The sequence below is a fragment of the Tellurirhabdus bombi genome (assembly GCF_021484805.1).
In the GTDB taxonomy this organism is placed as follows: Bacteria; Bacteroidota; Bacteroidia; order Cytophagales; family Spirosomataceae; genus Tellurirhabdus; species Tellurirhabdus bombi.
Genome location: NZ_CP090557.1, coordinates 4,220,182 through 4,244,049, shown reverse-complemented (window position 1 = coordinate 4,244,049; position 23,868 = coordinate 4,220,182). Strand labels below are relative to the sequence as shown.

Annotated in this window: 21 protein-coding genes; 7 read left to right on the top strand and 14 right to left on the bottom strand. The window is 50.0% G+C overall.

Translation table 11 applies throughout. The features are described from left to right. Positions 1 to 185: 185 nt before the first annotated feature. Positions 186 to 2,342 (bottom strand): molybdopterin cofactor-binding domain-containing protein, encoded by a 2,157-nt coding sequence (locus tag L0Y31_RS17945; RefSeq protein WP_234734463.1) that lies wholly within the window; start codon positions 2,340 to 2,342, stop codon positions 186 to 188. Positions 2,343 to 2,344: 2 nt separating this feature from the next. Further along, the gene (locus L0Y31_RS17940) at positions 2,345 to 2,806 is read right to left on the bottom strand and encodes a (2Fe-2S)-binding protein (RefSeq protein WP_234734462.1); all 462 of its coding nucleotides are present in this window, start codon (positions 2,804 to 2,806) and stop codon (positions 2,345 to 2,347) included. 187 nt (positions 2,807 to 2,993) lie between these two features. On the opposite strand from L0Y31_RS17940, the gene L0Y31_RS17935 reads away from it, so the two are divergent. Beyond that, positions 2,994 to 4,271 carry a DUF6600 domain-containing protein gene (locus L0Y31_RS17935; RefSeq protein WP_234734461.1) on the top strand — a complete coding sequence of 426 codons (1,278 nt, stop codon included), beginning with the start codon at positions 2,994 to 2,996 and terminating at the stop codon, positions 4,269 to 4,271. 54 nt (positions 4,272 to 4,325) lie between these two features. Here L0Y31_RS17935 and L0Y31_RS17930 read toward each other — a convergent pair whose 3' ends face one another. Beyond that, positions 4,326 to 5,990, bottom strand: a complete 1,665-nt coding sequence (locus L0Y31_RS17930; protein WP_234734460.1) for a Na+/H+ antiporter — start codon at positions 5,988 to 5,990, stop codon at positions 4,326 to 4,328. Between the two features lie 204 nt (positions 5,991 to 6,194). On the opposite strand from L0Y31_RS17930, the gene L0Y31_RS17925 reads away from it, so the two are divergent. Next, the gene (locus tag L0Y31_RS17925) at positions 6,195 to 7,343 is read left to right on the top strand and encodes a glycoside hydrolase family 88/105 protein (RefSeq protein WP_234734459.1); all 1,149 of its coding nucleotides are present in this window, start codon (positions 6,195 to 6,197) and stop codon (positions 7,341 to 7,343) included. A 44-nt stretch (positions 7,344 to 7,387) separates the two neighbouring features. On the opposite strand, the gene L0Y31_RS17920 is transcribed toward L0Y31_RS17925, so the two are convergent. The 6 genes from L0Y31_RS17920 to L0Y31_RS17895 form a co-directional block, all read right to left on the bottom strand. Further along, positions 7,388 to 8,080 carry a hypothetical protein gene (locus tag L0Y31_RS17920; protein ID WP_234734458.1) on the bottom strand — a complete coding sequence of 231 codons (693 nt, stop codon included), beginning with the start codon at positions 8,078 to 8,080 and terminating at the stop codon, positions 7,388 to 7,390. A 27-nt stretch (positions 8,081 to 8,107) separates the two neighbouring features. Continuing rightward, on the bottom strand, positions 8,108 to 8,485 hold the full coding sequence (locus L0Y31_RS17915) for a GntR family transcriptional regulator (RefSeq protein ID WP_234734457.1): 378 nt from the start codon (positions 8,483 to 8,485) through the stop codon (positions 8,108 to 8,110). Positions 8,486 to 8,488: 3 nt separating this feature from the next. Next, positions 8,489 to 9,265, bottom strand: coding sequence for a hypothetical protein (locus L0Y31_RS17910; protein WP_234734456.1), 777 nt, complete (start codon positions 9,263 to 9,265; stop codon positions 8,489 to 8,491). A gap of 85 nt (positions 9,266 to 9,350) precedes the next feature. Then, positions 9,351 to 10,184 carry an ABC transporter ATP-binding protein gene (locus L0Y31_RS17905; RefSeq protein ID WP_234734455.1) on the bottom strand — a complete coding sequence of 278 codons (834 nt, stop codon included), beginning with the start codon at positions 10,182 to 10,184 and terminating at the stop codon, positions 9,351 to 9,353. Between the two features lie 125 nt (positions 10,185 to 10,309). Next, entirely contained in the window at positions 10,310 to 11,380 is a 1,071-nt protein-coding gene (locus L0Y31_RS17900; protein ID WP_234734454.1) for a dipeptidase, read from the bottom strand. An 18-nt stretch (positions 11,381 to 11,398) separates the two neighbouring features. Further along, positions 11,399 to 11,875: a RidA family protein gene (locus L0Y31_RS17895; protein ID WP_234734453.1), complete on the bottom strand. Its 477-nt coding sequence runs from the start codon at positions 11,873 to 11,875 to the stop codon at positions 11,399 to 11,401. Positions 11,876 to 12,301: 426 nt separating this feature from the next. Between L0Y31_RS17895 and L0Y31_RS17890 the strand changes: the two genes are divergently transcribed. Further along, positions 12,302 to 13,060: a DeoR/GlpR family DNA-binding transcription regulator gene (locus tag L0Y31_RS17890; RefSeq protein ID WP_234734452.1), complete on the top strand. Its 759-nt coding sequence runs from the start codon at positions 12,302 to 12,304 to the stop codon at positions 13,058 to 13,060. A 41-nt stretch (positions 13,061 to 13,101) separates the two neighbouring features. Here the strand turns inward: L0Y31_RS17890 and L0Y31_RS17885 are convergent, their stop codons facing one another. Beyond that, a complete protein-coding gene (locus tag L0Y31_RS17885) occupies positions 13,102 to 15,795 on the bottom strand; it encodes a DUF5686 and carboxypeptidase regulatory-like domain-containing protein (protein WP_234734451.1) in 2,694 nt (897 codons plus the stop codon). A gap of 176 nt (positions 15,796 to 15,971) precedes the next feature. On the opposite strand from L0Y31_RS17885, the gene L0Y31_RS17880 reads away from it, so the two are divergent. Further along, a complete protein-coding gene (locus L0Y31_RS17880; RefSeq protein WP_234734450.1) occupies positions 15,972 to 17,333 on the top strand; it encodes a M24 family metallopeptidase in 1,362 nt (453 codons plus the stop codon). A gap of 56 nt (positions 17,334 to 17,389) precedes the next feature. Here L0Y31_RS17880 and fbaA read toward each other — a convergent pair whose 3' ends face one another. Continuing rightward, positions 17,390 to 18,469 (bottom strand): class II fructose-bisphosphate aldolase, encoded by a 1,080-nt coding sequence (fbaA, locus tag L0Y31_RS17875; RefSeq protein ID WP_234734449.1) that lies wholly within the window; start codon positions 18,467 to 18,469, stop codon positions 17,390 to 17,392. A 212-nt stretch (positions 18,470 to 18,681) separates the two neighbouring features. Here fbaA and L0Y31_RS17870 point away from each other — a divergent pair, with 212 nt between their 5' ends. Together L0Y31_RS17870 and L0Y31_RS17865 are read left to right on the top strand one after the other, a co-directional pair. Continuing rightward, the gene (locus L0Y31_RS17870; RefSeq protein ID WP_234734448.1) at positions 18,682 to 19,491 is read left to right on the top strand and encodes a sugar phosphate isomerase/epimerase family protein; all 810 of its coding nucleotides are present in this window, start codon (positions 18,682 to 18,684) and stop codon (positions 19,489 to 19,491) included. A 3-nt stretch (positions 19,492 to 19,494) separates the two neighbouring features. Then, positions 19,495 to 20,010, top strand: a complete 516-nt coding sequence (locus tag L0Y31_RS17865) for an MOSC domain-containing protein (protein ID WP_234734447.1) — start codon at positions 19,495 to 19,497, stop codon at positions 20,008 to 20,010. On the opposite strand, the gene L0Y31_RS17860 is transcribed toward L0Y31_RS17865, so the two are convergent. From L0Y31_RS17860 to L0Y31_RS17850, 3 genes are all read right to left on the bottom strand, one after another. Further along, positions 19,976 to 20,710 (bottom strand): peptidase associated/transthyretin-like domain-containing protein, encoded by a 735-nt coding sequence (locus L0Y31_RS17860; protein WP_234734446.1) that lies wholly within the window; start codon positions 20,708 to 20,710, stop codon positions 19,976 to 19,978. The genes L0Y31_RS17865 and L0Y31_RS17860 overlap by 35 nt on opposite strands. 141 nt (positions 20,711 to 20,851) lie before the next feature. Continuing rightward, positions 20,852 to 21,526 carry an HAD family hydrolase gene (locus L0Y31_RS17855; RefSeq protein ID WP_234734445.1) on the bottom strand — a complete coding sequence of 225 codons (675 nt, stop codon included), beginning with the start codon at positions 21,524 to 21,526 and terminating at the stop codon, positions 20,852 to 20,854. Between the two features lie 10 nt (positions 21,527 to 21,536). After that, entirely contained in the window at positions 21,537 to 22,769 is a 1,233-nt protein-coding gene (locus L0Y31_RS17850; protein WP_310587107.1) for an MFS transporter, read from the bottom strand. 118 nt (positions 22,770 to 22,887) lie between these two features. Between L0Y31_RS17850 and L0Y31_RS17845 the strand changes: the two genes are divergently transcribed. After that, complete coding sequence (locus L0Y31_RS17845; RefSeq protein WP_234734444.1) at positions 22,888 to 23,736, top strand: helix-turn-helix domain-containing protein; 849 nt, start codon at positions 22,888 to 22,890, stop codon at positions 23,734 to 23,736. Positions 23,737 to 23,868 lie beyond the last annotated feature (132 nt).

The window sequence follows — 23,868 nt, the reverse complement described above, 5'->3', positions numbered from 1 at the left end:
AATAGAGTTTAGAGATTTTGGCTAACTGGCAAGCCAACAAGGAAGAAGCTGAAGTTGGGCTTATCGCAGGAGTTGTAAGTAGCTTCCTTAAAAAAGGCTGGTCGCGCGTGCTGAGTGGGTGGGCAAAAAAAAGCCCTGTCGTAAAGAACCGTACGACAGGGCAGAAGCAAGCTTGTTGGAATCAGCTACGAGACGCCTTTGAAGCCTTCCTGCTCAGCGAAAGGCTGGCTCCGCAGGCGCTTTCCGGTCGCCTTGAAAAGTGCATTGGCAACCGCACCACCGGCGGGCGGGAGCGAAGGCTCACCCAGACCCGTTGGCTCAATGGTATTCTGCACGAAATGAACCTCCACTTCTGGAACTTCATTCAGCCGAATAAGGCGAAACGAGTTAAAATTCTTCTGCTCGGGAATACCGTCCTTGAACGTGATATTCCCGTACATAGCATGACCAATGCCATCCACAATGCAGCCTCTTACCTGTTGTTGCGCACCGCTCTGGTTAATCACGATGCCACAGTCGGCAACCGAATAAACTTTTTGTAAAACGGGCTTGCCTTTTTGCAGGCTCACTTCGCCAACTTGGGCTACGTACGAACGGTGCGAAAAGTAAACGCTGAAACCCTGCGCGACATTTTTCTTTTTGCCCCAGCCTGATTTCTCAGCCGCCATCTGAATAACGCCTTTCATCCGATCAACGTCGTATTTAATCGCGCCGACTGGTTTTTGCTTCGCTTTATCCAGTAATTCCAGACGAAACTGTACGGGATCTTTGCCCGCCGCCTGCGAAATCTCATCAATAAATGATTGCTCGGCAAAGGCGAGGAAATTGGTGATGGGCGCCCGCCAGGGACCAGTTGTAATGGGGGATTTATGATCGACGCTATCAATCAGTAGGTTATCGACCGCGCCAGACGGGAAGTTATCCTCCCGGGTTGCATTTCCGGCGTTGATGCTGGCTCCCCGGAGTTTGTACCCAATCAGGTTGTTCTGGGCATCCAGGGCCGCTTCAAAGCGGTAGCGAACGGCGGGGCGGTAGCTGCCCCCCGTCATGTCGTCTTCGCGGGTCCAGATCACTTTTACCGGTGCATTGACCAGTTTGGACACCTGCACGGCTTCAATCACGTAGTCAGCTTTGAGTCGGCGGCCAAACCCACCACCCATGCGCGTGAGCTCAACGGTTACCTTTTCGGGGGCAATACCGAGGAGCTTCGCCGTCTCGCTGCGGGCAAGTTCGGGCGTTTGCGTAGGGCCAACTAGTTCGACTCCATCCGCCCGAACGTGGGCGAAAAAGTTCATGGGTTCCAGCGGGTTATGTGGTAAGAACGGACATTGGTATTCTGCCTTTACCACTTTCGCCGCGTTTTTGAATGCCTCCTCAACGTTTCCGTCCTTGCGACGAACGGTAGCGTTTGTGCTATCGAGCATCTCTTTGAAGAGGCGGTTATGGTCGTCGGTGCTTTCCAGTTCACCGTCTTTCTCCCAGTCGATTTTCAGCGCGTCTTTGGCCTTCTTGACCTGCCAGGTTGATTTGCCAACCACGGCCACATTATTGCCGAAAGTGACCACGTTGACAATGCCCGGCATGGCTTTCGCGGCGGCAGAATCAACGGATTTTAGTTTATACCCAAAGGCCGGACGCTGAATCATGGAGAACAGCATGCCTTCCCGGTAAAAATCCAGACCAAAGAGCGGTTTTCCGGTCAATATGCCCGGGTTATCCACGTTTTTGATATGCTGACCGATCAGTTTAAAGTCTTTTTCGGCCTTCAATTTGACATCCGTGGGGGCGGTAAGCTGGGCAGCTTCGGTCGCTAATTCACCGTAACTCAATTTTCGGTTACTAGCAGCATGCAACACAAACCCTTTATCGGTCGTGCACTCCGACGCTTGTACATTCCAGCGCTTGGCGGCGGCTTCTAGCAACATTTGCCGGGCCGTAGCACCCGCTACGCGGAGGCGTTTCCAGGAGTGGGGAATTGAGCCGCTACCCCCGGCCACTTGACGTTCAAACTTTTTAGTATCCAGCGGGGCCTGCTCCACAACGACTTTTTTCCAGTCGGCATCCAGTTCCTCGGCGACGATGATTGGGAAGGCCGTTTTGATACCTTGTCCAACTTCGGGGTTAGGCGACAGAATGGTGATAATGCCCTGTGGACTAATGGACAGGTAGCTATTAAAACCAACGCCCGGGGCCACGCGGGAGGCTGCCAGTGTGGAGGCCGCAGTGGCGTCAACAGCGGCAACGGCTTCCGCTTCGGTCCAGTTGAAACCGAGCAACAGGCCCCCTCCGGTTGCGGCGGCTATTTTAAGAAAATTCCGTCTGCTTGGATGAATTGTCTGCATGGCTATTTCGGTTTGGTGGCGGCCACTTTTACGGCTTCGCGAATGCGGTGGTACGTTCCACACCGACAGATATTGCCGGACATCGAAGCGTCGATTTCTTCGTTAGAGGGCTTAGGATTGCGCTTCAGGAGGGCCGCCGCCGCCATGATTTGTCCGGCCTGGCAGTAACCACACTGGGCTACGTCGATTTCGTCCCAGGCTTTCTGAACCGGATGATCCCCGTTTTTAGAAAGCCCCTCGATGGTGGTGACTTTGCCTGTGCCGATGGATGAAACCGGCAGGACGCAGGAGCGTGTTGCTTCGCCGTTAAGGTGAACGGTACAGGCACCACACATGGCAATGCCGCAGCCGTATTTCGTGCCAACCAGGCCCAGGTGATCGCGCAGAACCCACAATAAGGGCGTATCTGGCTCCGCCTCGGTTTGGTAGCTCCGGCCGTTGATTTGCAGCTTGAAAAGAGCCATTGATTTCGATAGGATTGATTTTGATCCAAGTTACAAAAAATTGGATAGAGGTAAGGCATAAGGCGTGCTTTTGCGACTTAATAAAATTCGAAAAAACAGGGGCTTAGAAATTATCAACTTTCGTTAAACTTTTTGTGTTTCAAGGTATCTAACGATTAAAAATCACCTTTTATAATCACTGTCGACCATGAAAGCAGTTCATAAATTACGCTTCCTTTTCCTGCTTGCCTTCCTGGTCGCGGGTTCGGTTGCTTCTCTGGAAGCCGTTGCACAGCCAGGGATGGGTATGCCTGTTGATGATTTTTACGATGAACTGGCTCCTTATGGCCGCTGGATGGAACACCCTACCTACGGTGAAGTCTGGTCGCCCAACGTGGGCCGGGATTTCCAGCCGTACGCAACCGATGGGCATTGGGTAATGACCGAATATGGCAATACCTGGGTTTCCGATTATCCCTGGGGATGGGCGCCTTTTCACTACGGACGTTGGTTTTACGATGACTACAATGGATGGGCCTGGGTACCGGGCGATGAGTGGGGACCAGCCTGGGTAAGCTGGCGTTCGGGTGGTGGTTATTACGGTTGGGCACCGCTAGGACCAGGCATTGGCGTGAATGTCTCGATCAATATACCGTCTAATTTCTGGGTTTTTGTTCCGCAGACATACATTTCGCATCCACGGATTTACAGCTATTACGTTCCCCGGCCACGCGTTGTAACTATTTACAACCAGACGACGATTATCAATAATTATTACCGAAACAACAATCGGGTTTATTCATACGGCCCACGTCATAATGGACCGATCTACCGAGTAGATAATCTGGGACGGCCAGGGCGGTCGGAAATTCGGAGCGGAGCCGTTGGGTTTTACCGACCAAACATAGCCGGAAACTGGCGCAGCGGCTATTCGCGCGGTGAGCGGGATAACCGAAATGCGTACCGAAATAATCAGCGCGATAACTGGTCGAACAACAACTGGAACCGGCCAGATGACCGTCGGGATGCCCCTAATGGAGGCTATCGGAACAGAGATACAGACTTGGAGAATCGTCGTAACAACGGGTCGATCAACAATGGAAATCGAGCCAATGACCGGGGCACCTATACGCCCCAAAATAACAATTGGAACCGCCCTAATGAGCGGCGGGATGCACCCAATAACTGGAATCAGCCAGAAAATCGACCCAATACAAACGAGTGGAATCGGCCAGAAAATAACCGGAATAATTCGCGTGGCGGTAATGAGTCTCCGCGAGAAAGACCGAATTATGCGCCGAACGCCGAGGCTCCGTCGGGCGGGCGGACCGTTCCCCAATACCGCGGTGATCGGCAAAACAGCGAGGGGCGGGTAGTGCCCGTGCAGCCGCGCATTCAGATGCAGGAGCGCGCACCCGGACAGAATCAGAGCCAGCCGGAAGCTGCTCCAGGTGGGCAGGGCCGGGGTAGTAGAGGACCCCGGTAAATCAAACCAATACCAAACAAAAAGCCGGACTGGACAGCCCGGCTTTTTGTTTGGTTAGGAAGTTAGCCGCTGCGATGACCCCGGCATGTTGGGCGTTGTCAAACGCTTTTGCTGTGCTTCCAGGTTCAAACTGCGAATGTCTAGTTCCTGCTCTATGTTACGAATGGCTTCTTCACTGAACGTGCCTTCTTTGTGCCAGCGAATAATCGTATTTCGCTGGTGGTCAAGGATCTGTGACTCACTGGCGAGATACTGCCGAAAAATGGTTGTGGCTTCTAAATCTTCGCCTTTTTTGGGTTTATCCCCCAATCGCACGACGCCATTGAGGTAATTGATCTGGTGTTCAAACATTTCCTTAAGGTCATTCAACACCTGATCGGGAAGATTCAGCGATAACTCACTTTCTATGAAGAAAATAGAACTTCTCGCCATGGCGAGCCGAAGCCGTTTTTCTTCGTCCCAAGTCTCCGCTTCTGATTCCTGCACTTTCAGCTTACGAACCAAAAAAGGAAGGGTTAAACCCTGAAGTACCAGGGTAACAAAGATAACGATGAACGTAAAAAGCAAAATGACGTTCCGCTGCGGGAAGGCTTCGCCGTTGGTTAGCGTTAGGGGAAGGCCCAAGCCAGTTGCCAGCGAAACAACGCCCCGCATACCAGCCCAGGAGATGATAAATAGCTCATTTTTACTGGGGTTGATTACTTCACCGTTTTTGTTTTTCAGCTTCCGAAAAAGCGAAGAAAAATAGGAAAGAGGAAAAATCCAGGCGATGCGGGCCGCAATGGCCACAAAGCTGATCAGCAAGCCATAACCAAATAAGCTCGGCAAAGAATCGTTTCCTAACCCTTTCAGGATGATGGGTAACTGCGAGCCGATGATGATGAAAACAAAGCCATTAAGCAAAAAAATCAGGATGTTCCAAAAGCCGTTAATCTGGATGCGGGTCTGAAAAGAATAGATTTCGTGGGAGCGCCAGGATATAAACAAACCTGTTGAGACCACCGCCAGTACGCCCGAAAAGCCCAGGTGTTCAGCGAGAAGGTAGGAAACAAAGGGTTTTAGAATGGTTAGCGTGGTCTCAATAGTGGCATTATCCAGCAGATAATTATGAATGCGGCTGAATACATACCCAATGGCCAGCCCTACGGCAATGCCTCCGCCTGCCACCAGCAAAAACTGGAAACTAGCTTGCCAGAGCACAAAGGTCCCACTCAGCACAGCAGCCACGGCATAGCGGTAGGCAACCAGCGCAGAGGCATCATTCACGAGGCTTTCCCCTTCCAGAATGGCCAGCACCCGCTTGGGCAATCCTAGTCCTTTGGTGGCACTTGTGGCAGCCACCGCGTCCGGCGGAGAAACAATGGCACCCAGTACGAAAGCCAGCGGCCAGCTAAATCCAGGTATGCAGTAATGCGCAACTACCGCAACCGCCGTGGTTGTAAAGAAAACCAGCCAAATAGCCAGCGTCGAGATGGGACGGCGGTATTTTTTGAACTCGTGCCAGGAAACATTGCCCGCCGCGTCATACAGCAAAGGCGGTAGGAAAATCAGAAAAATAAGGTCGGGAGGAACATTAATGTCGGGTATACCAGGAATAAAACCAATGATTAGGCCCGCAATAACCAAAAGAACTGGATAAGGGATCTTTAGCTTATTGGTTACCGAAGACAGGGCGGCCAGGACGGCCATTAAAATTAAGATTACTTCAAGGTTGGTCATTCAAATTACGGAATGTTGCGGTAGCTGTATAACGGGGAAAAGAGCAAAAAAGATTGTACATCTGCAAGACTTGTCGGGATCGGAGCCAAAAAACTGGCAAAGGGGCCAAGTAGACTACCGTTTAATTGAGCTTATCAGGATGCAAACGGCGGTTGCTGGCCTGTTCGGCACCCGCAAATAAGTCTTATCCTCTAATTCGTTACTATGAAGAAACAAGTATTTTATTCGCTTGCCTTGTGTGCACTGCTGCACGGAGCCATGCCTGCTTATGCTTATGAGCCAGGGAATGATAAACCCGTTCGGGCGTCAACCGCTAAAGCGGCTGATGATATCTTCAAAAAGGATGTGATCAAAGCCAACATGCAGAAGGTGACGGAGTGGCAACTCAAAAACCCGAAACATAACCCAACCGACTGGACGAACGGAGCGTTTTATGCGGGAGTTGTTGCAGCCTACCAAACAACTAAATCGAAAACCATCCTGGATTCGCTCATGGCACTGGGCAATCGAACCAACTGGAAACCCGGCCGACGGTACGACCACGCGGATGATATTGCCATTAGCCAAACCTACATTGATTTGTACCGCCAGAAAAAAGATCGTCGGATGATTCAGCCGACTATTGATACCGTGCAACGCATGCAGAGTGTTCCGGGGCGGGAAATCCGGCAGCACGGCATTATTTGGTGGTGGTGCGACGCTTTGTTTATGGCCCCACCAACGTTAGCCAAGCTGGGTACGACGCTCAAAGATCCTTCCTATTATACCCTTAACGATAAGCTATTCAAAGAAACCTACGACCTGCTGTATAACCAGGAAGAACACCTTTTTGCGCGTGATGCCTCGTATTTGATCAATGCGCAGGGCGAAGGCAAACGCGAAGCAAACGGCAAGAAAATTTTCTGGTCGCGCGGGAATGGCTGGGTGATGGGTGGTCTGGTGCGTCTGCTGGATGAACTGCCTAAAAACTATTCGAACCGCGATTATTACGTAACCATGTACAAGCAGATGGCCGAAAAAATCATTACGCTGCAACAAGCCGACGGCTTGTGGCGGGCCAGTTTGCTCGACCCTGAATCCTATCCCGGTGGAGAAGGCAGCGGCTCAGGGTTCTTTTGCTACGCACTGGCCTGGGGTGTGAATCAGGGCGTTCTGGACAAAGCCAAATACCAGCCGATTGTGAAAAAAGCCTGGGAGGGCCTCAATACGCTGGTATCCCCCGAAGGTCGGGTAGGTTGGGTGCAGCCCATCGGCGCCGATCCCCGCCGGAATTTCAGCGCCGAAAGCTGGGAGGTGTACGGGACGGGCGCTTACTTGCTGGCAGGTTCCGAAGTGATTAAAATGAAGTGGTAAAAAGTTGCGCGGTGGCGGGCCAAACCGCCACCGCGCAATTCAAATTATTTGAGTTTAGACAACAATGCACCAGGAAGCTCGACCATAGCGGAGGTGTCTGCCTGCACGGATAGTGCATCAATCTGCGCGGTTCGGCTTATGAAACGAGCGTTGTTTTTTACCGATATGGTAGCGTTTCCAATCTGATTTGGTCTGCCAGCTTCTAATAAACTAGTCTTTTCAACAGTTGCCCGTAGATTGCGGATATTCGTTTTTTCGAGCAGCAAACCACCTGCCGAGTCACTAACAATTACATTCAGGTCATTAGCTTGCCAATTCGCTAGTTTACCCGTCGCACCACTAACCCGAATGCCTTCAAGGGACGGGGCAATGATGTAAGCAACTGGTTTCCCCCATCTAGAGGAAGTACCTGCTTCGTAAGGTCGGTAATCTTTCGGAATGGGTATGGTTACCACCAACGTGTCACCAACAACGCGATGAGTGACCTTGGAATCTTCCTGATGGTGTTTTTCTAAACGGAAGGCATAGTCTTTGCCGGACCGAATTTCCACGAATTGGTGGTTACTGCCTTCAATTTTAATTACCTTGAAGGGAGCTACAGTCTGCCGGTCGAACCCATAAAACTCATCCGTTAAATCTATTTTTTTGTACTCCGATTTCAGCACTGTGTTGAAACCGAACATGGCAAGCACGACAACCGCCAGCAAACCAATCAGAAGTTTATTGCTTGTTTTCATAGAAAATCTGGTTTGACCAGTAGCTTATTAGCTCACCGGAAAAGTTTGGTTGACAAACGCTTTGTAACGCTGCTCGATCTCGCTCAGATCAATGTTGAGCAAATACAGGTTGCGGAAAAACTGAGGCAGTTCGTTCGCCAGGAATTGCTCGCGGCGGAAGGCCGTAATGCGGTCGGTTGCGTCTTCGGCGGCGAAATAGCCAATGCCTCGTTTGTTGTAAATAATGCCTTGTTGCTGCAAAAACTCGTAGGTCCGCATGGCCGTATTGGGGTTAACTTCCAGTTCTACACCTAAATCGCGCACGGACGGAATCCGCTCGCCCGGGGGCCATTTCCCCAGTAAGACCTGCTCGCAGACGTAGTCGGCAATTTGCAGGTAGATGGCTTGTTTATCGCGAAAATCCATACACTAAATCTGCTTTTCTTTCAATTTCAAAAAGGTGATATACCACAACATAATTAGGACAAATCCCAAGAACACAATCGCCAGCAGTTGACTCGATTCGGGAAGGATTACTGGGTATCGATGGGTGTCGTCCAAGTTTATGGTTACTGAATTAAAGGGGGTTGCACTGTTAATATCTTTTATAGATTGGTCGGAGAATAGAAGCGTAGCAATTCCAGTATTTAGGTACATCGTAACTCCAATAGCAATAAAAAACACAGCTGTTGTTTTAATAAACGCTTGTTTTTGGAAGGCAATAGAACCCAATAAAGCCACCGCATGGACAAAGAAATAAAGGCCAAAGAAAAGACGAGTCGTTTTGGCTTCAACTAAAACATTTTCTTTAGGATAAAAGGCTGCATCGGGCGTTGTCAGGTAGTAATTGAGAAAAGGAGTTGTAATCACATAAAACAACCCCAACGCAATAGGAAAGAATAGAATTGAAAAAAGAAAAGCTACCAACATTTTTTCGAGTCGGGAGGCGGGTAAAGTAAGCGAACCGATTCCTTGGGAGGGATTGCCTAATTCACTAAATAGAGTACTAGCATGAATGCCACCGCCCAGCAAAATGGTTAAAATCAGCAGTAACTGCTGCGGACCGTAGCCCGGCTTAAGCAGAGCATACCAAACAATCATGAGTCCGGCCAGGACAAAGACTGAAAATCCGTATTGGCGGCGGTGCTCCGTCCAGTGTTTGGCGACCAACAGGCCGAAGCGTCTTGTGTTAAAAACTTGGTTCATGGCGTAGATATCGGGTTATAGACAAGGAATGAAAAAGCCTTTTGTCAAGGTGAATAGGAGAAGGTGGAGGATGATGAGCATGGCGTTAGCGAAAAAGGGTTTTGACGCGTTCTCGGTTTGTGGTAACGGCATTGAAAAGCCGCTCCAGATCCACTTTACTGTCTTCCTGCTCCGCATTTTCCATCACGACGGTGTATCCCCGCAAGGAAGGCTCGGCGTAAAGGACCCGCTCATTGGTTTCGACCGTTGAGAGCGTGCCGAAAAGGAGGCGGTTAGAGATGTGTTCGAGCGAGTGGTTCAGCAAGATTTCGCTGTTATCGAGAATGATGATGGCATCAATCAGGTTATCGAGATCACGGACCTGGTGCGTCGAAATCAGAATAAGCCGGTCGGGGGCAAGCGCCGAAGCCACCACGCGCCGGAACTGGCTCTTCGACGGAATATCGAGGCCGTTGGTCGGTTCGTCCATGATCAGGATGCGCGTATTGGTGGCCAGCCCGAAGCTGATCAGCACTTTCTTTTTCTGGCCATACGACATCGATGTTAGCTTCTGATCCTGCGGAACATCGAACTCGCTCAGGTATTGCCGGAATTGCGCCTCATCGAATTTGGGGTAAAAAGGGGCCATCGTAGCGATGTAGCGTTCCAGGCTAACCGTTGGGAGGTAAATTTCTTCCGGAATAAAAAATAATTCTTCCAGAAAGGCGGGCTGGCGGCGGCGGGGCTCGTGACCGGCCACCTCGATGTAGCCTGCCGTCGGAAACAACAGTCCACCCATCAGTCGCAGCAGACTGGATTTTCCGGCCCCGTTTTTCCCTAACAAGCCATAAATGCTACCTGGGCTTAGCGAAAGATGCAGATTGCGGAAGAGCACCCTTTTCCGGCTATAGGTAAAGCTTATGTTAGAAAGTTTAATCATGTGTTTGCTTTAATTAGTGTAATAGATAACTAATACACTGTAATGCTACGCAATTTTTCTCAAGTCCCAAGCACTTGAGAAAAATTATTTTTAATCGGAAAAATTAGTCAGGTTTAGTCCGGTGGTTATTGCCAGGCTTTTCGGAGAAACCGCAGCCAGTTTCCGTGCATAATTAACTCAATGTCAACTGTCGAATAACCCCGTTTCTGGAGCCGGGAAGGGATGGTTTGCAGATCGGCAATTGTTTCCAGGTCATAAGGACACTGTTCTTTGCCAAAAGCTCCGTCGAGGTCGGTGCCGAGCCCGACGTGGTTGGCATTACCCACAAGCTGACAAATGTGGTCGAGGTGATCAATCAGAACGTCCAGGTTGCAGTGTGTGCTTTCGGGCGTTGATTGCCCTCTGACCCAGTTCGGTACCATCATCCAGGCGTCTAGAGCACCCCCAATCACGGCATCGCGCGCAATCAGTTCCCTGAGTTGTTCGTCGCTGAACTGGCGATTGTGATTGACCAAAGCGCGGCAATTGTTGTGGCTGGCCCAGACAGGGCCGTGAAAATGATCCATGGCCTCCCAAAAGCTATCGTCGCACAAATGCGTGGCGTCTAGAATGATGTTGAGCCGCTCCATTTCTTTGAGCAAGGCCCGGCCCGGAGCGCCCATGAAACCCGTGGCGTCCGTGCCCTGGGCATACCGTCCGGGGCCGTAGTGGGCGGGGCCGATAGCCCGCAGCCCGTATTGGTAAGCCCGTTCGACATGGTCGAGGGTAATCAGAGAGTCGGCTCCTTCGAGACTAAGGATGTAGCCAATGGGTTTGATCGAATCCGCCGCATCGTCTTTCCAAAGGGACAGATGCGCTTCCAGACCGGCTAAATCGCGAATCTGAATCATCTCACCCGCTTCTTCCATCGCCTGATACCAAGCCAGTTGTGCCTGGGTTTGCGCCCAGGCCTGCTCAGGAGACTGCCAGCCCGGTAGCGGATTTCCAGGCGCGACGTAACGGGCAATCTGGGTGGCAACGACCAGACCGACGTTCCCCGCGCGTAAGGCGGGTAGCGAAACGGTTGCTTTGGCCCGGTCAGGTTTGTCGGTCATGCCCGTTTCCCGGCTTCGAATTTGCTCAACCGACTGGCGCAGATCGCGGTTCCACTCCATCGCGTTCATGCTCAGGTCGAGGTGGGCGTCTATAATGAACATGGTTAAAACAACTAAGGATTAAACCAACTCAAACAATGCTTCAACCTCAACCGGAATGTTGTCGGGCAGGGAACCCATCCCAACGGCACTGCGTACGCCAATGCCGTGTTCTTCACCCCAAACCTGCGCGAACAATTCGCTGCATCCGTTGATGATATACGGATGGCGCTCAAAATCAGGCGTACAGTTCACCATGCCCAGCACTTTAATAACGCGTTTGACGCGGTCGAGGCTGCCCAGGTTGGTTTTGATGGTTGAAAGGATCGTCAACCCAACCTGGCGAGCGGCTAACTTGCCTGCTTCCAGATCAATGTCTTCACCAATTCGACCGATAATCAGGCTCTTATCATCCCGCACGGGGCCATGGCCCGAAACATACAGGTATTTGCCATCGATCAAATAAGGCTTGTAAACGCCCAAAGGCTGGGGGGCGGGTGGGAGGGAAAGGCCCAGTTGAGAAAAAGTAGCTTCGGGTGACAAATGTTCAGCTTGCATACTTAAAGGGTTGCTTACTTGAAATATTATGATTTAAAAGTGGCTAGTTATTCATCGAGTAAACTGCTTTAAAAAGCTAATTTTCAGTAGTTTAACTCAATAAAAATAAGGAATTTTAAGTGTTAAAAAGACACACTTAGTTATTAAAATATTTTGAAATATTTGCAGCCATTATTGCAAAATTTGCGTAAATATGATTTTGTTATTGATTATTTCAAATAAAATTTTGAAATATTTGTAACTATTGTACATTTAGATGCATAAAATGCAATTTTGCTGTAATTGATGTAGTCTTTGACTCATTTTTATAATATTTGTCAAAGCAATTAATACTGAACGGCAAAAATCAGCGCGATTGTACTCGTGAAAAGCAAGCCTTTTGTCCCATTTTACTTGGTAGTTGGATAACCAACACCATTATTTACTATGTCAGTTGTTTTTTTAAAAGATGAGCGTAAGGATCTAATTATAAGGCAAATAAATCTGCACACCAGAGTTAGCTTGGGCGATCTGGCTAGTTCACTCAATGTATCGGAAGACACTGTACGAAGAGACGTTAACGATTTGGCAGAGGAGGGAAAACTAATCAAGATTCGCGGTGGTGCTATGTCGAAGGCCTACCACCATACGTCTAACTTGCAGGAAACGTATTCCCACCATAACAAAAAAGTAATTGCCGAAAAAGCCGTTAAGTTGCTGCACGATGGAATGCTGGTTCTAATCGGCGGCGGAACTACCATACGTGAATTTATTAAACTGATACCCCATGAGTTAAAAGCTACTTTTATTACAGTAAATCCTTTGACTGCCGTTGAATTACTAGACAAACCCAATCTGGAAATCATCATGGTTGGAGGCCAGATATCCCGCTATAGCCAGATGAGCGTCGGTGGCGAAGTCTACCAGCGTCTGTCGGAGTTGCGGGTTGATCTGTGCATCATGGGTACTAATGCGCTGGACGCGCGGGAGGGGCTAACTGACTCGGATTGGGAAACGGTGCAAGCAAAGAAAGCAATGATTCGTGCTACTGCAAAAGTTGCCGTATTGGCGATTTCCGAAAAGATGAACAGTGTCATGCGCATGAAAGTAGCCGACCTTGACCAGATTGATTACCTGATTACGGAACTACCGGCAAACTCGGCCTTGCTATCACCCTACCGAACGGGGAAAACGGACGTTTTGTAATACTCCCCACCTTATTGAGTGCTAAAGTGGGGAGCTTCGGCTTATCGGCCAAACTTCAGCGTCGTGCCTATGCGGAACCCAAGACCCTGGTATTTCCAGGCTTGCCACTGCGTCACCACTTCCAGGCGGAAGAAAGGCAATACTTGCGGAATCAGGCCATCAAGGCCGTACACCAGCTCGGTGTAGTCGCGTGAGGCGGGGGTTTTCAGGTAGTGGACTGAAATATGTTCTTTTAAACCTGCCAGCCGAGCCAGTTGAATCTGGGTGAGCAAAAACTTGCGCGTTTCGATTAACACGTGACCTTCCAGAAACCGCCGCCCGGTGCTGTAGGTGTAGTAAGGCAACATGCGGAAACGCGACGTTGGGTCGCCCTGCTGGAGGAAGAACTCATTACCCAGAAAGTGCTTGAAATCAGGGAAGAAAACGCTCCGATCATTCAGAAAAGCGCCCCCTCCAATCTGGTAACTCAGTTGACTGCGTATCCCGGTTTCAAACGAATGACTAAGCTGCGCCTGCACGAAGTCATAGTCTACATCGCTGCCTGCCACCCCAGAAATCCCTTTTCGGTAATTAACCATCAGAAGCGGGCTGTCGTTGGTGCTGCTCACACGGCGGCCATTCCACAAGCGGTATTTTGTCGCACCCAGACGAGCCGAAGCCGACAGGTTGAAAACCACCGCCTGGTGCGTTGAGAAGCCCGTAAACTGCTCGGCATTGAACGGACGATTGGGCGTAAATACTCGATTTTTCCAATTAATCCACGGTTTCAGGTCTTCGCGGTAATTTTCCAGTTCGCTTCGTTCGGCGTACTCAAGACTACCGTTCAGCACTACTTTCTGATCAAACATGCGCCAATTGGCGTTCAGGCCAAGAAAGTCTTTTTGGTACAGTTTCATGAAGTTACGCTCAAACAGCAGCGAAGTAATTGTATTCAGCGCTGGACTGATGGGCTCATTGGGGTTCGGGTTAAACTGCGCCACGTTCCGTCCGCCCGACAAGGTAATGTTGGTCGTTTTGTACTGATAACCCGCTGTTCCGTAGCCGATAAACTTCTGTCGGCCAAACTGATAGCGACCCGTTCCGGCTAGCGTCCAGGTGGGAACCGGAGCGGGGCGAATGGTCTTTTTCGTCACGGAATCTTTCAAAACGGGTCGGAAAGGAATGTACCGAAGCCGCAATTCAGGAACGAGAACGTATCCTTCAACGGTATTGTACGACAGCCCCTGAATGAGATTTTCCCAGATTAAAGAGGTTGATTTATTCAGCCGCCAGGTATTGCCGGAGATGAGTTGACCCAATTGAAACTTAGCGGCCTTTTTCTGAGTTTTTACCTGTTTCACACTATCCCGCTTTACCTCAATTTTCCGGACAATTTTCAAACTGTCGTGGCGACCGTAGCTCTTGGTTTCAGCAGCCGTTAAGGGAACGGTGCGCAGCGAATCCCAGAAAGCCGTGTTGCGTTTGGCAGCCAATGAGTCGATGGTGGTGGAGTCGGAGCGGGAGACGGGGGCGGTTTCCGGATCGCGTTGCCGTTTCAGGTCTTGCTTTTCATACTCTCGCATGATGCGGCGCATATCCTTGGTAGTCAGTTCTTTTTGCTGGGCAATAAGCTGGTCCAGATTTTTTCCTTTGATGTCGCGTTTAGTGAGCTTCGAAGCGGTTTTTTCAACTTTTTCATCAACCACCTGCACCTCATCCGAAAAGGCTGGATTTACCTTCAGGTCTTTGATGGTTTGGGTAATGATGTACTGGCCATTTCCTCCAATTCCCATTACTTTTCCGCCGATGTCATACCGTTGGTTAACCGGCATCCAGACGTTTTGAACCGGGCTAAAAACCTGACGTACTTTAACCGTAAAACCTTGGAAAGCAATAGTTTCTAGCTGTAGGCTATGAATTGCCCACGTATTTTCAATGATAAAAAGCGTGCCCTTGAAAACCCCTTCGCCGTAGGAGCGGGGCGTAACGGTTATTTTGCTGACATCAACACCCTGTTCACGGAACGTGCCTTCATACTCAAATTTGTAATAAGCAAACGCTTTCGGGGATAAAGGCGAGACGGCCTTGGCTACTTCCGGGCGGTAGAAACTAGTCTGAAAGTATTGATTCGGGGAAGGAAAGTCGTTATTCTGCGAATTTCGGGTTGCAATTACTTTCTGTTTGTACTGATTTGGTTGCTTAAAGGTTACCTCTGAAACCGATTCGTTCAAAATAGGAACTCCTTTTTTGAAGTTGGCTTCTTTTTCGACCTCTTTCAACTGTTTTTTATACAAAAATTCCATGGGCAGGTCCGTAATCGTAACCGATGCCTTGGTATACACTTTGGCAGTATAGCTCTGAACCTGCATTTCGTGGATTCGGCTTTTGGCAATTGCCCGGCGCATAATGCTATAAGCGGGATCTTCTTTGCCTTTCCCAACAGCCAGTTCATCCAGGCGGTAGGCTTGCTCATTTAAGGTAATGTCCAACGTCTGAAATCCGCTCGTTATCTCTACCGATTTCTGGACGCTCTGAAAACCAAGGTATTGAAACGTAATATCGTAGCGGCCAGGCTGCAAAGGCAGCTCATAAAGACCATCGGCGTTGGTAATAGTACCGTTAGAAGAACCTTTGACCACGATGGCGGCGTAAGGAAGGGGTTCGTTTTTGGCCGTCTTCACTGTTCCTTTTATGCCTTGAGCAACAACGAGTGACGGTAACAAAAAGAGACTAAATAGCCAGTAGGCAACTTTCATGCAGCTAGTAGATTATGTACAAGTTCAGAAAAATAAGCAATTGAGCGCGGCTTCGCAACGGACCCCGTAAGCAGTGATTCCTTTTTATGAGGAATGGTCTTTTTGGTAAGATGCCTTTTTGCCGAAAAAAGTTGCTTTGTTGTATCTTGCCTGCCTTCATTTAACTTCATCAATTCATGCAAAAACGTTTATTGATCGCCGTGATTGCTCTTTTTCTGGGTAGTACTTCGGCTTTTGGGCAGCTAGCCTCTCCCTCGGTTGTACTGAACGAACGCGAACGGGCTCGCGTGGTAGACGACATACTGGAAGACCGATTCGCCAACCTGCTACCCCAGCTCATGCGCCGTGAAGGCATTGATATGTGGGTTATTATCTCACGGGAATACAACGAAGATCCAGTCTTAAGAACCATGTTACCCAGTACGTGGCTATCAGCGCGGCGACGGACAATCATTGTGTTTTATGACCAGGGCGGAGAAAAAGGACTCGAAAAATTGGCTATCGCGCGGTACGACGTTGGAAACCTGCTCAAAGGTGCCTGGGACATTGATGTTCGGCCTAATCAGTGGGAAGCGTTGACAAAAATTATTCAGGAGCGGAATCCTAAAAAAATTGGTCTGAATTTTTCGGCAAATTACGCCCATGCCGACGGATTGACCTTCACCGAGCACAATGAGTTCCTGGAAAAGCTGCCCGCCGCTCAGCAAAAACGCATCGTATCAGCCGAAAAACTGGCGGTCGGCTGGCTGGAAACCCGGACAGAAAAGGAAATGGCGATTTATCCGCTCATTTGCCGATTATCGCACCAGATTATTCAGGAAGGCTTTTCGGAGGGCGTGATTCAACCGGGCGTAACGACAACCGATGATGTCGTGTGGTGGTACCGCCAGCGCATTACGGATTTAGGCCTGGAAACCTGGTTCCACCCGACGGTTGATGTACAACGCGCCGACAATGCCCGCTTCGATCACCTGAGAACTTTTTCAAAAAAAGCCTCTGGCGAAGTCATCCTGCCGGGCGATTTGCTGCATGTCGATTTTGGTATTACGTATCTTCGGCTAAACACCGACCAGCAACAACACGCCTACGTATTGCGCCCCGGCGAAAGCGAAGTCCCAGAGTCGTTGCGGAAAGCCTTTCAGCAAGGTAACCGGTTGCAGGATTTACTCACCGAAAGTTTCAAAGCGGGTAGAACCGGTAATCAGTTGTTACTGGAAGCCCTGGATAAGGCGAAGAAGGAAGGCATTCGCGGGACCATTTACACGCATCCCATTGGCGTTCATGGCCACGCGGCGGGGCCAACCATCGGTTTGTGGGACCAGCAGAAAGGCGTCCCCGGCTCCGGCGATTATCCGTTGTTAGCCAATACGGCCTATTCCATTGAATTGAATGCGGCGGTAGACATTCCCGAATGGAAAAAAACAGTGCGGATTATGCTGGAAGAAGACGGCTTTTTTGACGGCGAAAAATTCCGGTACATTGACGGGCGGCAAACCGAAATCTATACTATTCCCAGAAAACTTCCTTACGTGAAATAAAAAACAAAGGGACCTGAATTAACCAGGTCCCTTTGTTTATGAAAAGTAAGCCGAAATTAACCCAAACGATTGATGCAGTTCAGATCTTCGAAAGCGGCTTTTAGTCGTTTCACCAGCGTCTCCTCGCCTTTGCGAAGCCACACGCGTGGATCGTAGTATTTTTTGTTCGGCGAATCGGCGCCTTCTGGATTGCCCAACTGGCCTTGCAGATACGCTTCTTTCGCTTTGTAATAATCTTTGATACCTTCCCAGGTAGCCCACTGAATATCGGTATCGATGTTCATTTTGATGGCTCCGTACTGGATGGCCTCCCGGATTTCTTCGCGGCTTGAGCCTGATCCACCGTGGAATACAAAGTTTACAGGCAGAGAACCCGTATTGTATTTTTCCTGAATGAAATCCTGTGAATTCTTCAGAATGATGGGCGAAAGTTTCACATTACCCGGTTTGTAAACACCGTGTACGTTTCCGAAAGCCGCCGCAATGGTAAAGTTTGACGAAATTTTCGACAGCTCTTCGTAGGCAAAAGCTACTTCCGAAGGTTGCGTGTACAGTTTCGAATCATCGACATCCGTGTTGTCAACACCGTCTTCTTCGCCGCCCGTTACGCCCAGTTCAATTTCCAGCGTCATGCCGATTTTGGCCATCCGCTCAAAATATTTGGCGCAGATTTCGATGTTTTCTTCCAGTGGCTCCTCCGACAAATCGAGCATGTGCGAGCTGTACAGGGGTTTGCCGTATTGGTCGAAGTGACGTTCGCCCGCTTCGAGCAGACCATCGATCCAGGGCAGCAGTTTTTTAGCGCAGTGGTCGGTGTGCAAAATGACGGGTACGCCGTACAGTTCAGCGATGTTATGAATGTGCAAAGCACCCGAAATGGCACCGGCAATGGCTGATTGTTGCTTATCGTTAGACAGGCTTTTTCCTGCGTAGAAACTAGCTCCTCCGTTAGAGAACTGAATGATTACCGGCGAGTTAACCGCTTTAGCCGTTTCAAGCACGGCGTTGACAGAGTTGGTTCCGACAACGTTGACTGCCGGAAGGGCGTAGTCATTTTCATTAGCGTGGCGGAATATTTTAGATACACCTTCGCCCGTTACAACGCCGGGTTGAAATAGAGTGGCTACTTCGCTCATACGAACAAATAAAATAAGAGGTTAGTTATTTGTACTTCTATTCGAAAAATTTTGGCAAAAATAAGAAATGCGAAAATTTATTCGGATAACCAGTAAAAGTAAGGCTTATTCTGAGAATTATCCCAATTGTGCCAAATGCTTTCCTGTTTTGAATTTATGGAACGCACTTTTTTTCTCATCTTTACGGTCAAACCGAACGCTTAATCAAAGCTGTGAAAACTCTTTTTTTCTGTCCGATGTGGGGCATGGAATCACTCGGGTATGCCGAAGCGGCCCGGCGCGTAAAAGCGGCGGGTTATGATGGGATGGAAATTGCCGTTTGGGATGGCAAATACGACGAAGCCGTTAAGGCGGTTAAGGACAATGGCTTGCAGTTGATTCTGATGGCCTTTTGCGTGGGCGAAACATTTGCCGACATGAAAAAATCCTACGCCCAGTGGCTGGAAAAAACAACGTCCTATAAACCGCTCTTCATTAATTCGCATACCGGCAAAGACTTTCACACCTACGAACAAAATTGTGATCTGATTCGTCTGGCGGCTGAAGCGCAGGCAAAAACAGGCGTAAAAATTATTCATGAGACGCACCGGGGGCGTTTTACCTACAGTGCGCCAGCCACGCAGCATTATTTCTCGACTTTCCCGGAATTGCGCTTGACCGCCGATTTTTCGCACTGGGTCAATGTGGCGGAATCGTACCTGGCCGATCAGGGCGATAACATGAGCCGGGCCATTGAGCGAACCGACCACATTCATTGCCGCGTTGGACACCCACAAGGGCCGCAGGTAAGCGATCCGCGGGCTCCAGAGTGGAAAAATGCGCTGGAAACGCACGCAAAATGGTGGGATAACGTGCGCGATTTACAAGTAAAGAAAGGTGCCGCCCAATTGACGGTTACCTGCGAATTTGGACCGGCACCGGGCTATTTACCGACGTTGCCTTATACGCAGCAACCCGTTGTTAGCCAGTGGGATGTAAACGTATTTATGAAGGATTATTTAAAAAAACGGTGGAATCTGTAAGGAATGCAAGGAACATTAAAAGAACTGATTAATACCTTTCCTCGTCCGGGGCATATCGATTGGATAAGCATTCGACCCAAAAGGCGTGGCGATGTAAAAGTGGTGACAGAAGTCGAGGTATCTGAACAAAACGGCCTGATCGGTGATCATTACAGTGGTCGGAGCGGTAACCGTCACGTGACTCTGATTCAGGCGGAGCACCTGCCGGTGGTGGCCTCAATGGTCGAATTGGAATCGATCGATCCGGCTTTGCTGCGCCGTAACCTGGTGGTTTCGGGCCTGAATCTGCTGGCTTTGAAAGATCATCTGGTCAAGATTGGCACCGAGGTGGTTTTGCAGATTACGGGCCATTGCCATCCGTGTTCCCGCATGGAGGTGAATTTGGGGGCCGGAGGCTACAACGCCATGCGCGGCCACGGCGGACTGACGGCGCGGGTGGTTCAGGGAGGCGTCATTCGCCTGGGTGATGAGGTGATTGCCGTGCCTAATGCATCCCCAATGAATTCTGAAAACGCTTGAATTTCCCCAGAATGGCGTAGGTGAGATCGTAGTCGGAAGTGCTAAGCAAAAAATCGTCGTTGAAGCGGCAGAACGTCATGAACTGGTCCAGCTTTTCGCCGCTCAGGTCGGTGGCATTTCCGGCCACTTGCCGAAAGCGTTGTTCGGCTAGCTGGTGCCAGCGGTACTCCTGCCAGAGCGCGGCGGCTTTCCGGTCAGATTTGGCCCTTTTACTGAATATCTGGTATATTAGCGTAATGGGCGATGCAGCCATGCTCAAAATTTCACCCGACGAAAGATTTTTCCGAATCTCGGGCTCCTTCAAGACCTTTTCCAGTTCGCGACGCAGCTCTTCTTCGTGCTTGCCGACAACCGTAACTTCTTCAAGCTGAATTACTTTCTCGTCGGGCGTGTGGCGTTTGACCACAATGGTGGGCTCTTCCTTGCTGCCGTCCCAGCGAGTGCCGCCCCGGTTGTGGGTCTGGCTCGTTACAATAAGTGAGTCGCCGGGGAGGGCCATCACCACAAAGCGCCCGGCGGTGTTGGTGCGGGCTTTTTGCTGGGTTCTTTTGTTGAGAACAACGGCGCGGTCTACGCCTTTCTGGGTGTCCTGATCCAGGATGCGTCCCAACACATACTTCTGCTGTGCCTGCGCCGGAAAGGCGATTAACCCTAGAAAAAGGCAAGAGACAAGCAGCAGAAATTTTTGCGGGTAATTCATCAACGAAATCAGTTAAGCGATGGAACCTACAAAAATAACGAATGGAAAGATGCAGGGTTGTTAAAAAAGCCTAAAAATGACAAAAGCACCCGATTGACAAGTGCTTTTGTGGCTTGAAAGAGGCTTTATGACCTCAACGCATTACTGATTAGCCAGCGACAAATCGACCAGTTTTTTATAGCGTTCAAAGGTCATTTCGGTAAAATCCGTGATAATGTCATCGACATTCGGCAGCTCGTCGGCGGCGTGGGTGGTAGCTACTCCCACGACGCGGGCACCCGAAGCGACCCCCGCCTGAATCCCCGGTATGGAGTCCTCAAACACCACCGATTGCCCTGGCTGAACGCCTAAATGGCGCATGGCCGTCAGGTAGATTTCCGGGTCTGGTTTAGGCTTCGTGACTTTAGAAATATCGAGCAGAACGTCAAAATAATCAGCTAGTCCCAACGCTTCGATAATGAACGTGAGGTTTTCAACCGGCGCAGATGTAGCAACCGCAGTCCGGACGTTATTGGCTTTTAAGGTTTGCAAAAAGGCAACCAGACCCGGAACGGCCGTGGCGTGGGGCGCGTAAACTTCGCGGAATAAAGCCTCTTTGGCATCGCCCAGGCGTGCTATGTCTTCCGGCGAAATGGTTTTTCCCGCCAGCAGGTAAGTGATGATGTCGGCATTGGTGCGCCCGGAAACGTACTGGATAAATTCGGCATCCGTTAACTGGTGGTTGAAATAGCGTTGGGCATATTCACCCCAGGTCTGGTGGTGGTACGGATTGGTGTGGGCAATAACCCCGTCCATGTCAAAAATAGCAGCGTACATAAAGAATAAGTTAAAGTTTTAGTTGTCTAGTTAACCCCGCCGACAGAAGCAGGAGGAGTGCAATTAACGCCAGTCCGTAGCTTAAGCCATAAGCCTCGGCGACGAAGCCAATGACGGGCGGACCGGCCAGAAAGCCAATAAAACTAAACGTAGCAAAGGTCGCCAAACCCGCAGCCGGAGGAATTTCCGGTACGCGCATGGAAGCCGCGTATAAAATGGGCGCTCCCAGGGAACAGCCACCGCCCAGCAGCAAAAAGCCAAGTAGCACCACCGTTGGGTGCGGAATGGCAATGGCCAGTGCCAAACCAGCCGCCGCGACGACGCTACCCCAGGTTAGCAGACGCTTAGCGCCGTAACGCGGAATAATGGTATCGCCAATGAACCGGCCAGCCGTCATCGCCAGCGAAAAGAAGCCGAAGCCAAGCGCCGCCACTTGCCGGGAAGCACCAGCGCTATCGCGGAGGTACACGGCACTCCAGTCCAGGGCAACCCCTTCGCCCATAGCCACGGCCAGACCAATGAAAATCATGACCAGTAGAAGAAGATTGGGCCGCACAAACGACGTGGTGCTCTCGGCGCGTTGGGTTGGAATACTGGCTAGAATGGGTCGCAGCACAAACGTTAAGAGCAAAATCAAGGCCGACATGCCAAACATGTGGGCCGCTGGGGACACTTTCAGGGCGATGACCAGCCCCGCTATGCCCGAACCAATCATACCACCCAGACTCCACATGCCGTGGCAGGACGCCATAATTGAAACGTTATGAGCGCGTTCAACATTGGAAGCGCAGGTGTTCATGGCCACGTTGAGCAGTGCACCGCATAAACCCACCACAAACAGACCGGCTACCATGATACTGATGTTCGGAGCGTTGATGGGAACGCAAATGGCCAGGCATAAGCCCAACGCACTAAACAAACAGGCCCGTGCCTCGCCCAGTCGGGCAATGAGCCAGCCCGTGAGCGGGTTCATCACCAGCAAGCCGGCGGGCATGGCGAACAGGATTAAGCCCAGGTCAGCGTCGGTTAGCTGAAGTTTGTCTTTCAGGTAAGGAATATGCGCCACCCAGCTACCCAGCAGTAAGCTATCGGAGGCGAAAACCAGTCCGACAGCGCGGGCCTGTCGATGCGTAAAATAGGTGCTTATGTTGCGCCGTAAAAGGCGGTTGCGACTAAGTGGAACTTGATCCACGGTGGTGTTCATGGCGTTGTATTCATTTGGATAGGGCAAAATTAAGGACAAAGGATGAGCCGGACTATTGCAGTATTATCAACTAGTGATGCTGTATTTACATTTGATGCGGAAATATTGTTACGATAATGTTAACTTGGGCGTAAATGTGAGATTCAAGCGTATTCTGATGAAAGCCCAGTTTGAAAAAATAGAACCTGAATTTGGTAGTTCGTTCCGGGTCATGCACCACACTGAACCCAATGCCTGCTGGGTATACTGGCATTACCATCCCGAATACGAAATTGTCTTTATTCCGAAAGGAACCGGAAAACGCCACGTTGGCCACCACGTATCGACGTATGAAGAGGGCGAGTTGATTTTTATGGGTCCCAATTTGCCGCACCTGAACTTCAGCCACGGCGTGATGGGTGAGTATGAGGAAATTGTGGTGCAACTGCGGGAGGATTTTTTAGGCCCTGATTTTTTGCAGAAGCCGGAGCTGACGGCCATTCGACGCTTGTTTGAACGGTCGAAATACGGCGTCTCTTTCAACGGAGAAACCAAGCGGCGCATCGGACAACAAGTTGTGGAGCTGGTGCATAAATCCCCGTTTGAACGAATGCTAGCTTTGCTGGTCATCTTTCAGGAAATGGCTGTTTCACAGGAATATACGCTGCTAAATGCGGAGGGAATCAGTCTGGAACTAAACGGACGCGAGCAGGAGCGCATCAACCGAATTTATGGTTACGTCGATCGGCATTATACCCAACCCATTGATATTCGCGAAGTGGCTTCGCTAGCCAGCATGACTGTTCCGGCGTTTTGTCGGTATTTTAAAAAGCTTACCCAGCTGACTTTCACCGATTTTGTGAATGAGTTTCGCACCACGCAGGCCCGGAAGCTGCTAACTACGGATCGAAGCATTTCGGATGTCTGTTACGAAAGCGGTTTCAACAACCTGTCGCATTTTAACAAGGTATTCAAAGTACGAACGGGACAGACACCTAGCGCTTATCGCCGCCGACTCAGTATTTAATTTTGCTCACGCATTCTACCGCTCCCATTAAATACTGGTTTTCCGCTTGTCACAAAAGTTTACATTGCGGTTGGCCTTCTTACCATTTTTAACCAAATTCGTGACTTGAATCGGAAAATGCCTTGTAAAATT

Bases quoted from the DNA above. Each gene is read 5' to 3' on its own strand.
- L0Y31_RS17885 (WP_234734451.1), bottom strand. From the start codon at position 15,795: ATGAAAGTTGCCTACTGGCTATTTAGTCTCTTTTTGTTACCGTCACTC.
- L0Y31_RS17865 (WP_234734447.1), top strand. From the start codon at position 19,495: ATGCAAGGAACATTAAAAGAACTGATTAATACCTTTCCTCGTCCGGGG.
- L0Y31_RS17860 (WP_234734446.1), bottom strand. From the start codon at position 20,710: ATGAATTACCCGCAAAAATTTCTGCTGCTTGTCTCTTGCCTTTTTCTA.
- L0Y31_RS17930 (WP_234734460.1), bottom strand. From the start codon at position 5,990: ATGACCAACCTTGAAGTAATCTTAATTTTAATGGCCGTCCTGGCCGCC.
- L0Y31_RS17945 (WP_234734463.1), bottom strand. From the start codon at position 2,342: ATGCAGACAATTCATCCAAGCAGACGGAATTTTCTTAAAATAGCCGCC.
- L0Y31_RS17940 (WP_234734462.1), bottom strand. From the start codon at position 2,806: ATGGCTCTTTTCAAGCTGCAAATCAACGGCCGGAGCTACCAAACCGAG.
- L0Y31_RS17895 (WP_234734453.1), bottom strand. From the start codon at position 11,875: ATGCAAGCTGAACATTTGTCACCCGAAGCTACTTTTTCTCAACTGGGC.
- L0Y31_RS17915 (WP_234734457.1), bottom strand. From the start codon at position 8,485: ATGGATTTTCGCGATAAACAAGCCATCTACCTGCAAATTGCCGACTAC.
- L0Y31_RS17925 (WP_234734459.1), top strand. From the start codon at position 6,195: ATGAAGAAACAAGTATTTTATTCGCTTGCCTTGTGTGCACTGCTGCAC.
- L0Y31_RS17900 (WP_234734454.1), bottom strand. From the start codon at position 11,380: ATGTTCATTATAGACGCCCACCTCGACCTGAGCATGAACGCGATGGAG.
- L0Y31_RS17890 (WP_234734452.1), top strand. From the start codon at position 12,302: ATGTCAGTTGTTTTTTTAAAAGATGAGCGTAAGGATCTAATTATAAGG.
- L0Y31_RS17880 (WP_234734450.1), top strand. From the start codon at position 15,972: ATGCAAAAACGTTTATTGATCGCCGTGATTGCTCTTTTTCTGGGTAGT.
- L0Y31_RS17920 (WP_234734458.1), bottom strand. From the start codon at position 8,080: ATGAAAACAAGCAATAAACTTCTGATTGGTTTGCTGGCGGTTGTCGTG.
- L0Y31_RS17905 (WP_234734455.1), bottom strand. From the start codon at position 10,184: ATGATTAAACTTTCTAACATAAGCTTTACCTATAGCCGGAAAAGGGTG.
- L0Y31_RS17935 (WP_234734461.1), top strand. From the start codon at position 2,994: ATGAAAGCAGTTCATAAATTACGCTTCCTTTTCCTGCTTGCCTTCCTG.
- L0Y31_RS17845 (WP_234734444.1), top strand. From the start codon at position 22,888: ATGAAAGCCCAGTTTGAAAAAATAGAACCTGAATTTGGTAGTTCGTTC.
- L0Y31_RS17855 (WP_234734445.1), bottom strand. From the start codon at position 21,526: ATGTACGCTGCTATTTTTGACATGGACGGGGTTATTGCCCACACCAAT.
- fbaA (WP_234734449.1), bottom strand. From the start codon at position 18,469: ATGAGCGAAGTAGCCACTCTATTTCAACCCGGCGTTGTAACGGGCGAA.
- L0Y31_RS17910 (WP_234734456.1), bottom strand. From the start codon at position 9,265: ATGAACCAAGTTTTTAACACAAGACGCTTCGGCCTGTTGGTCGCCAAA.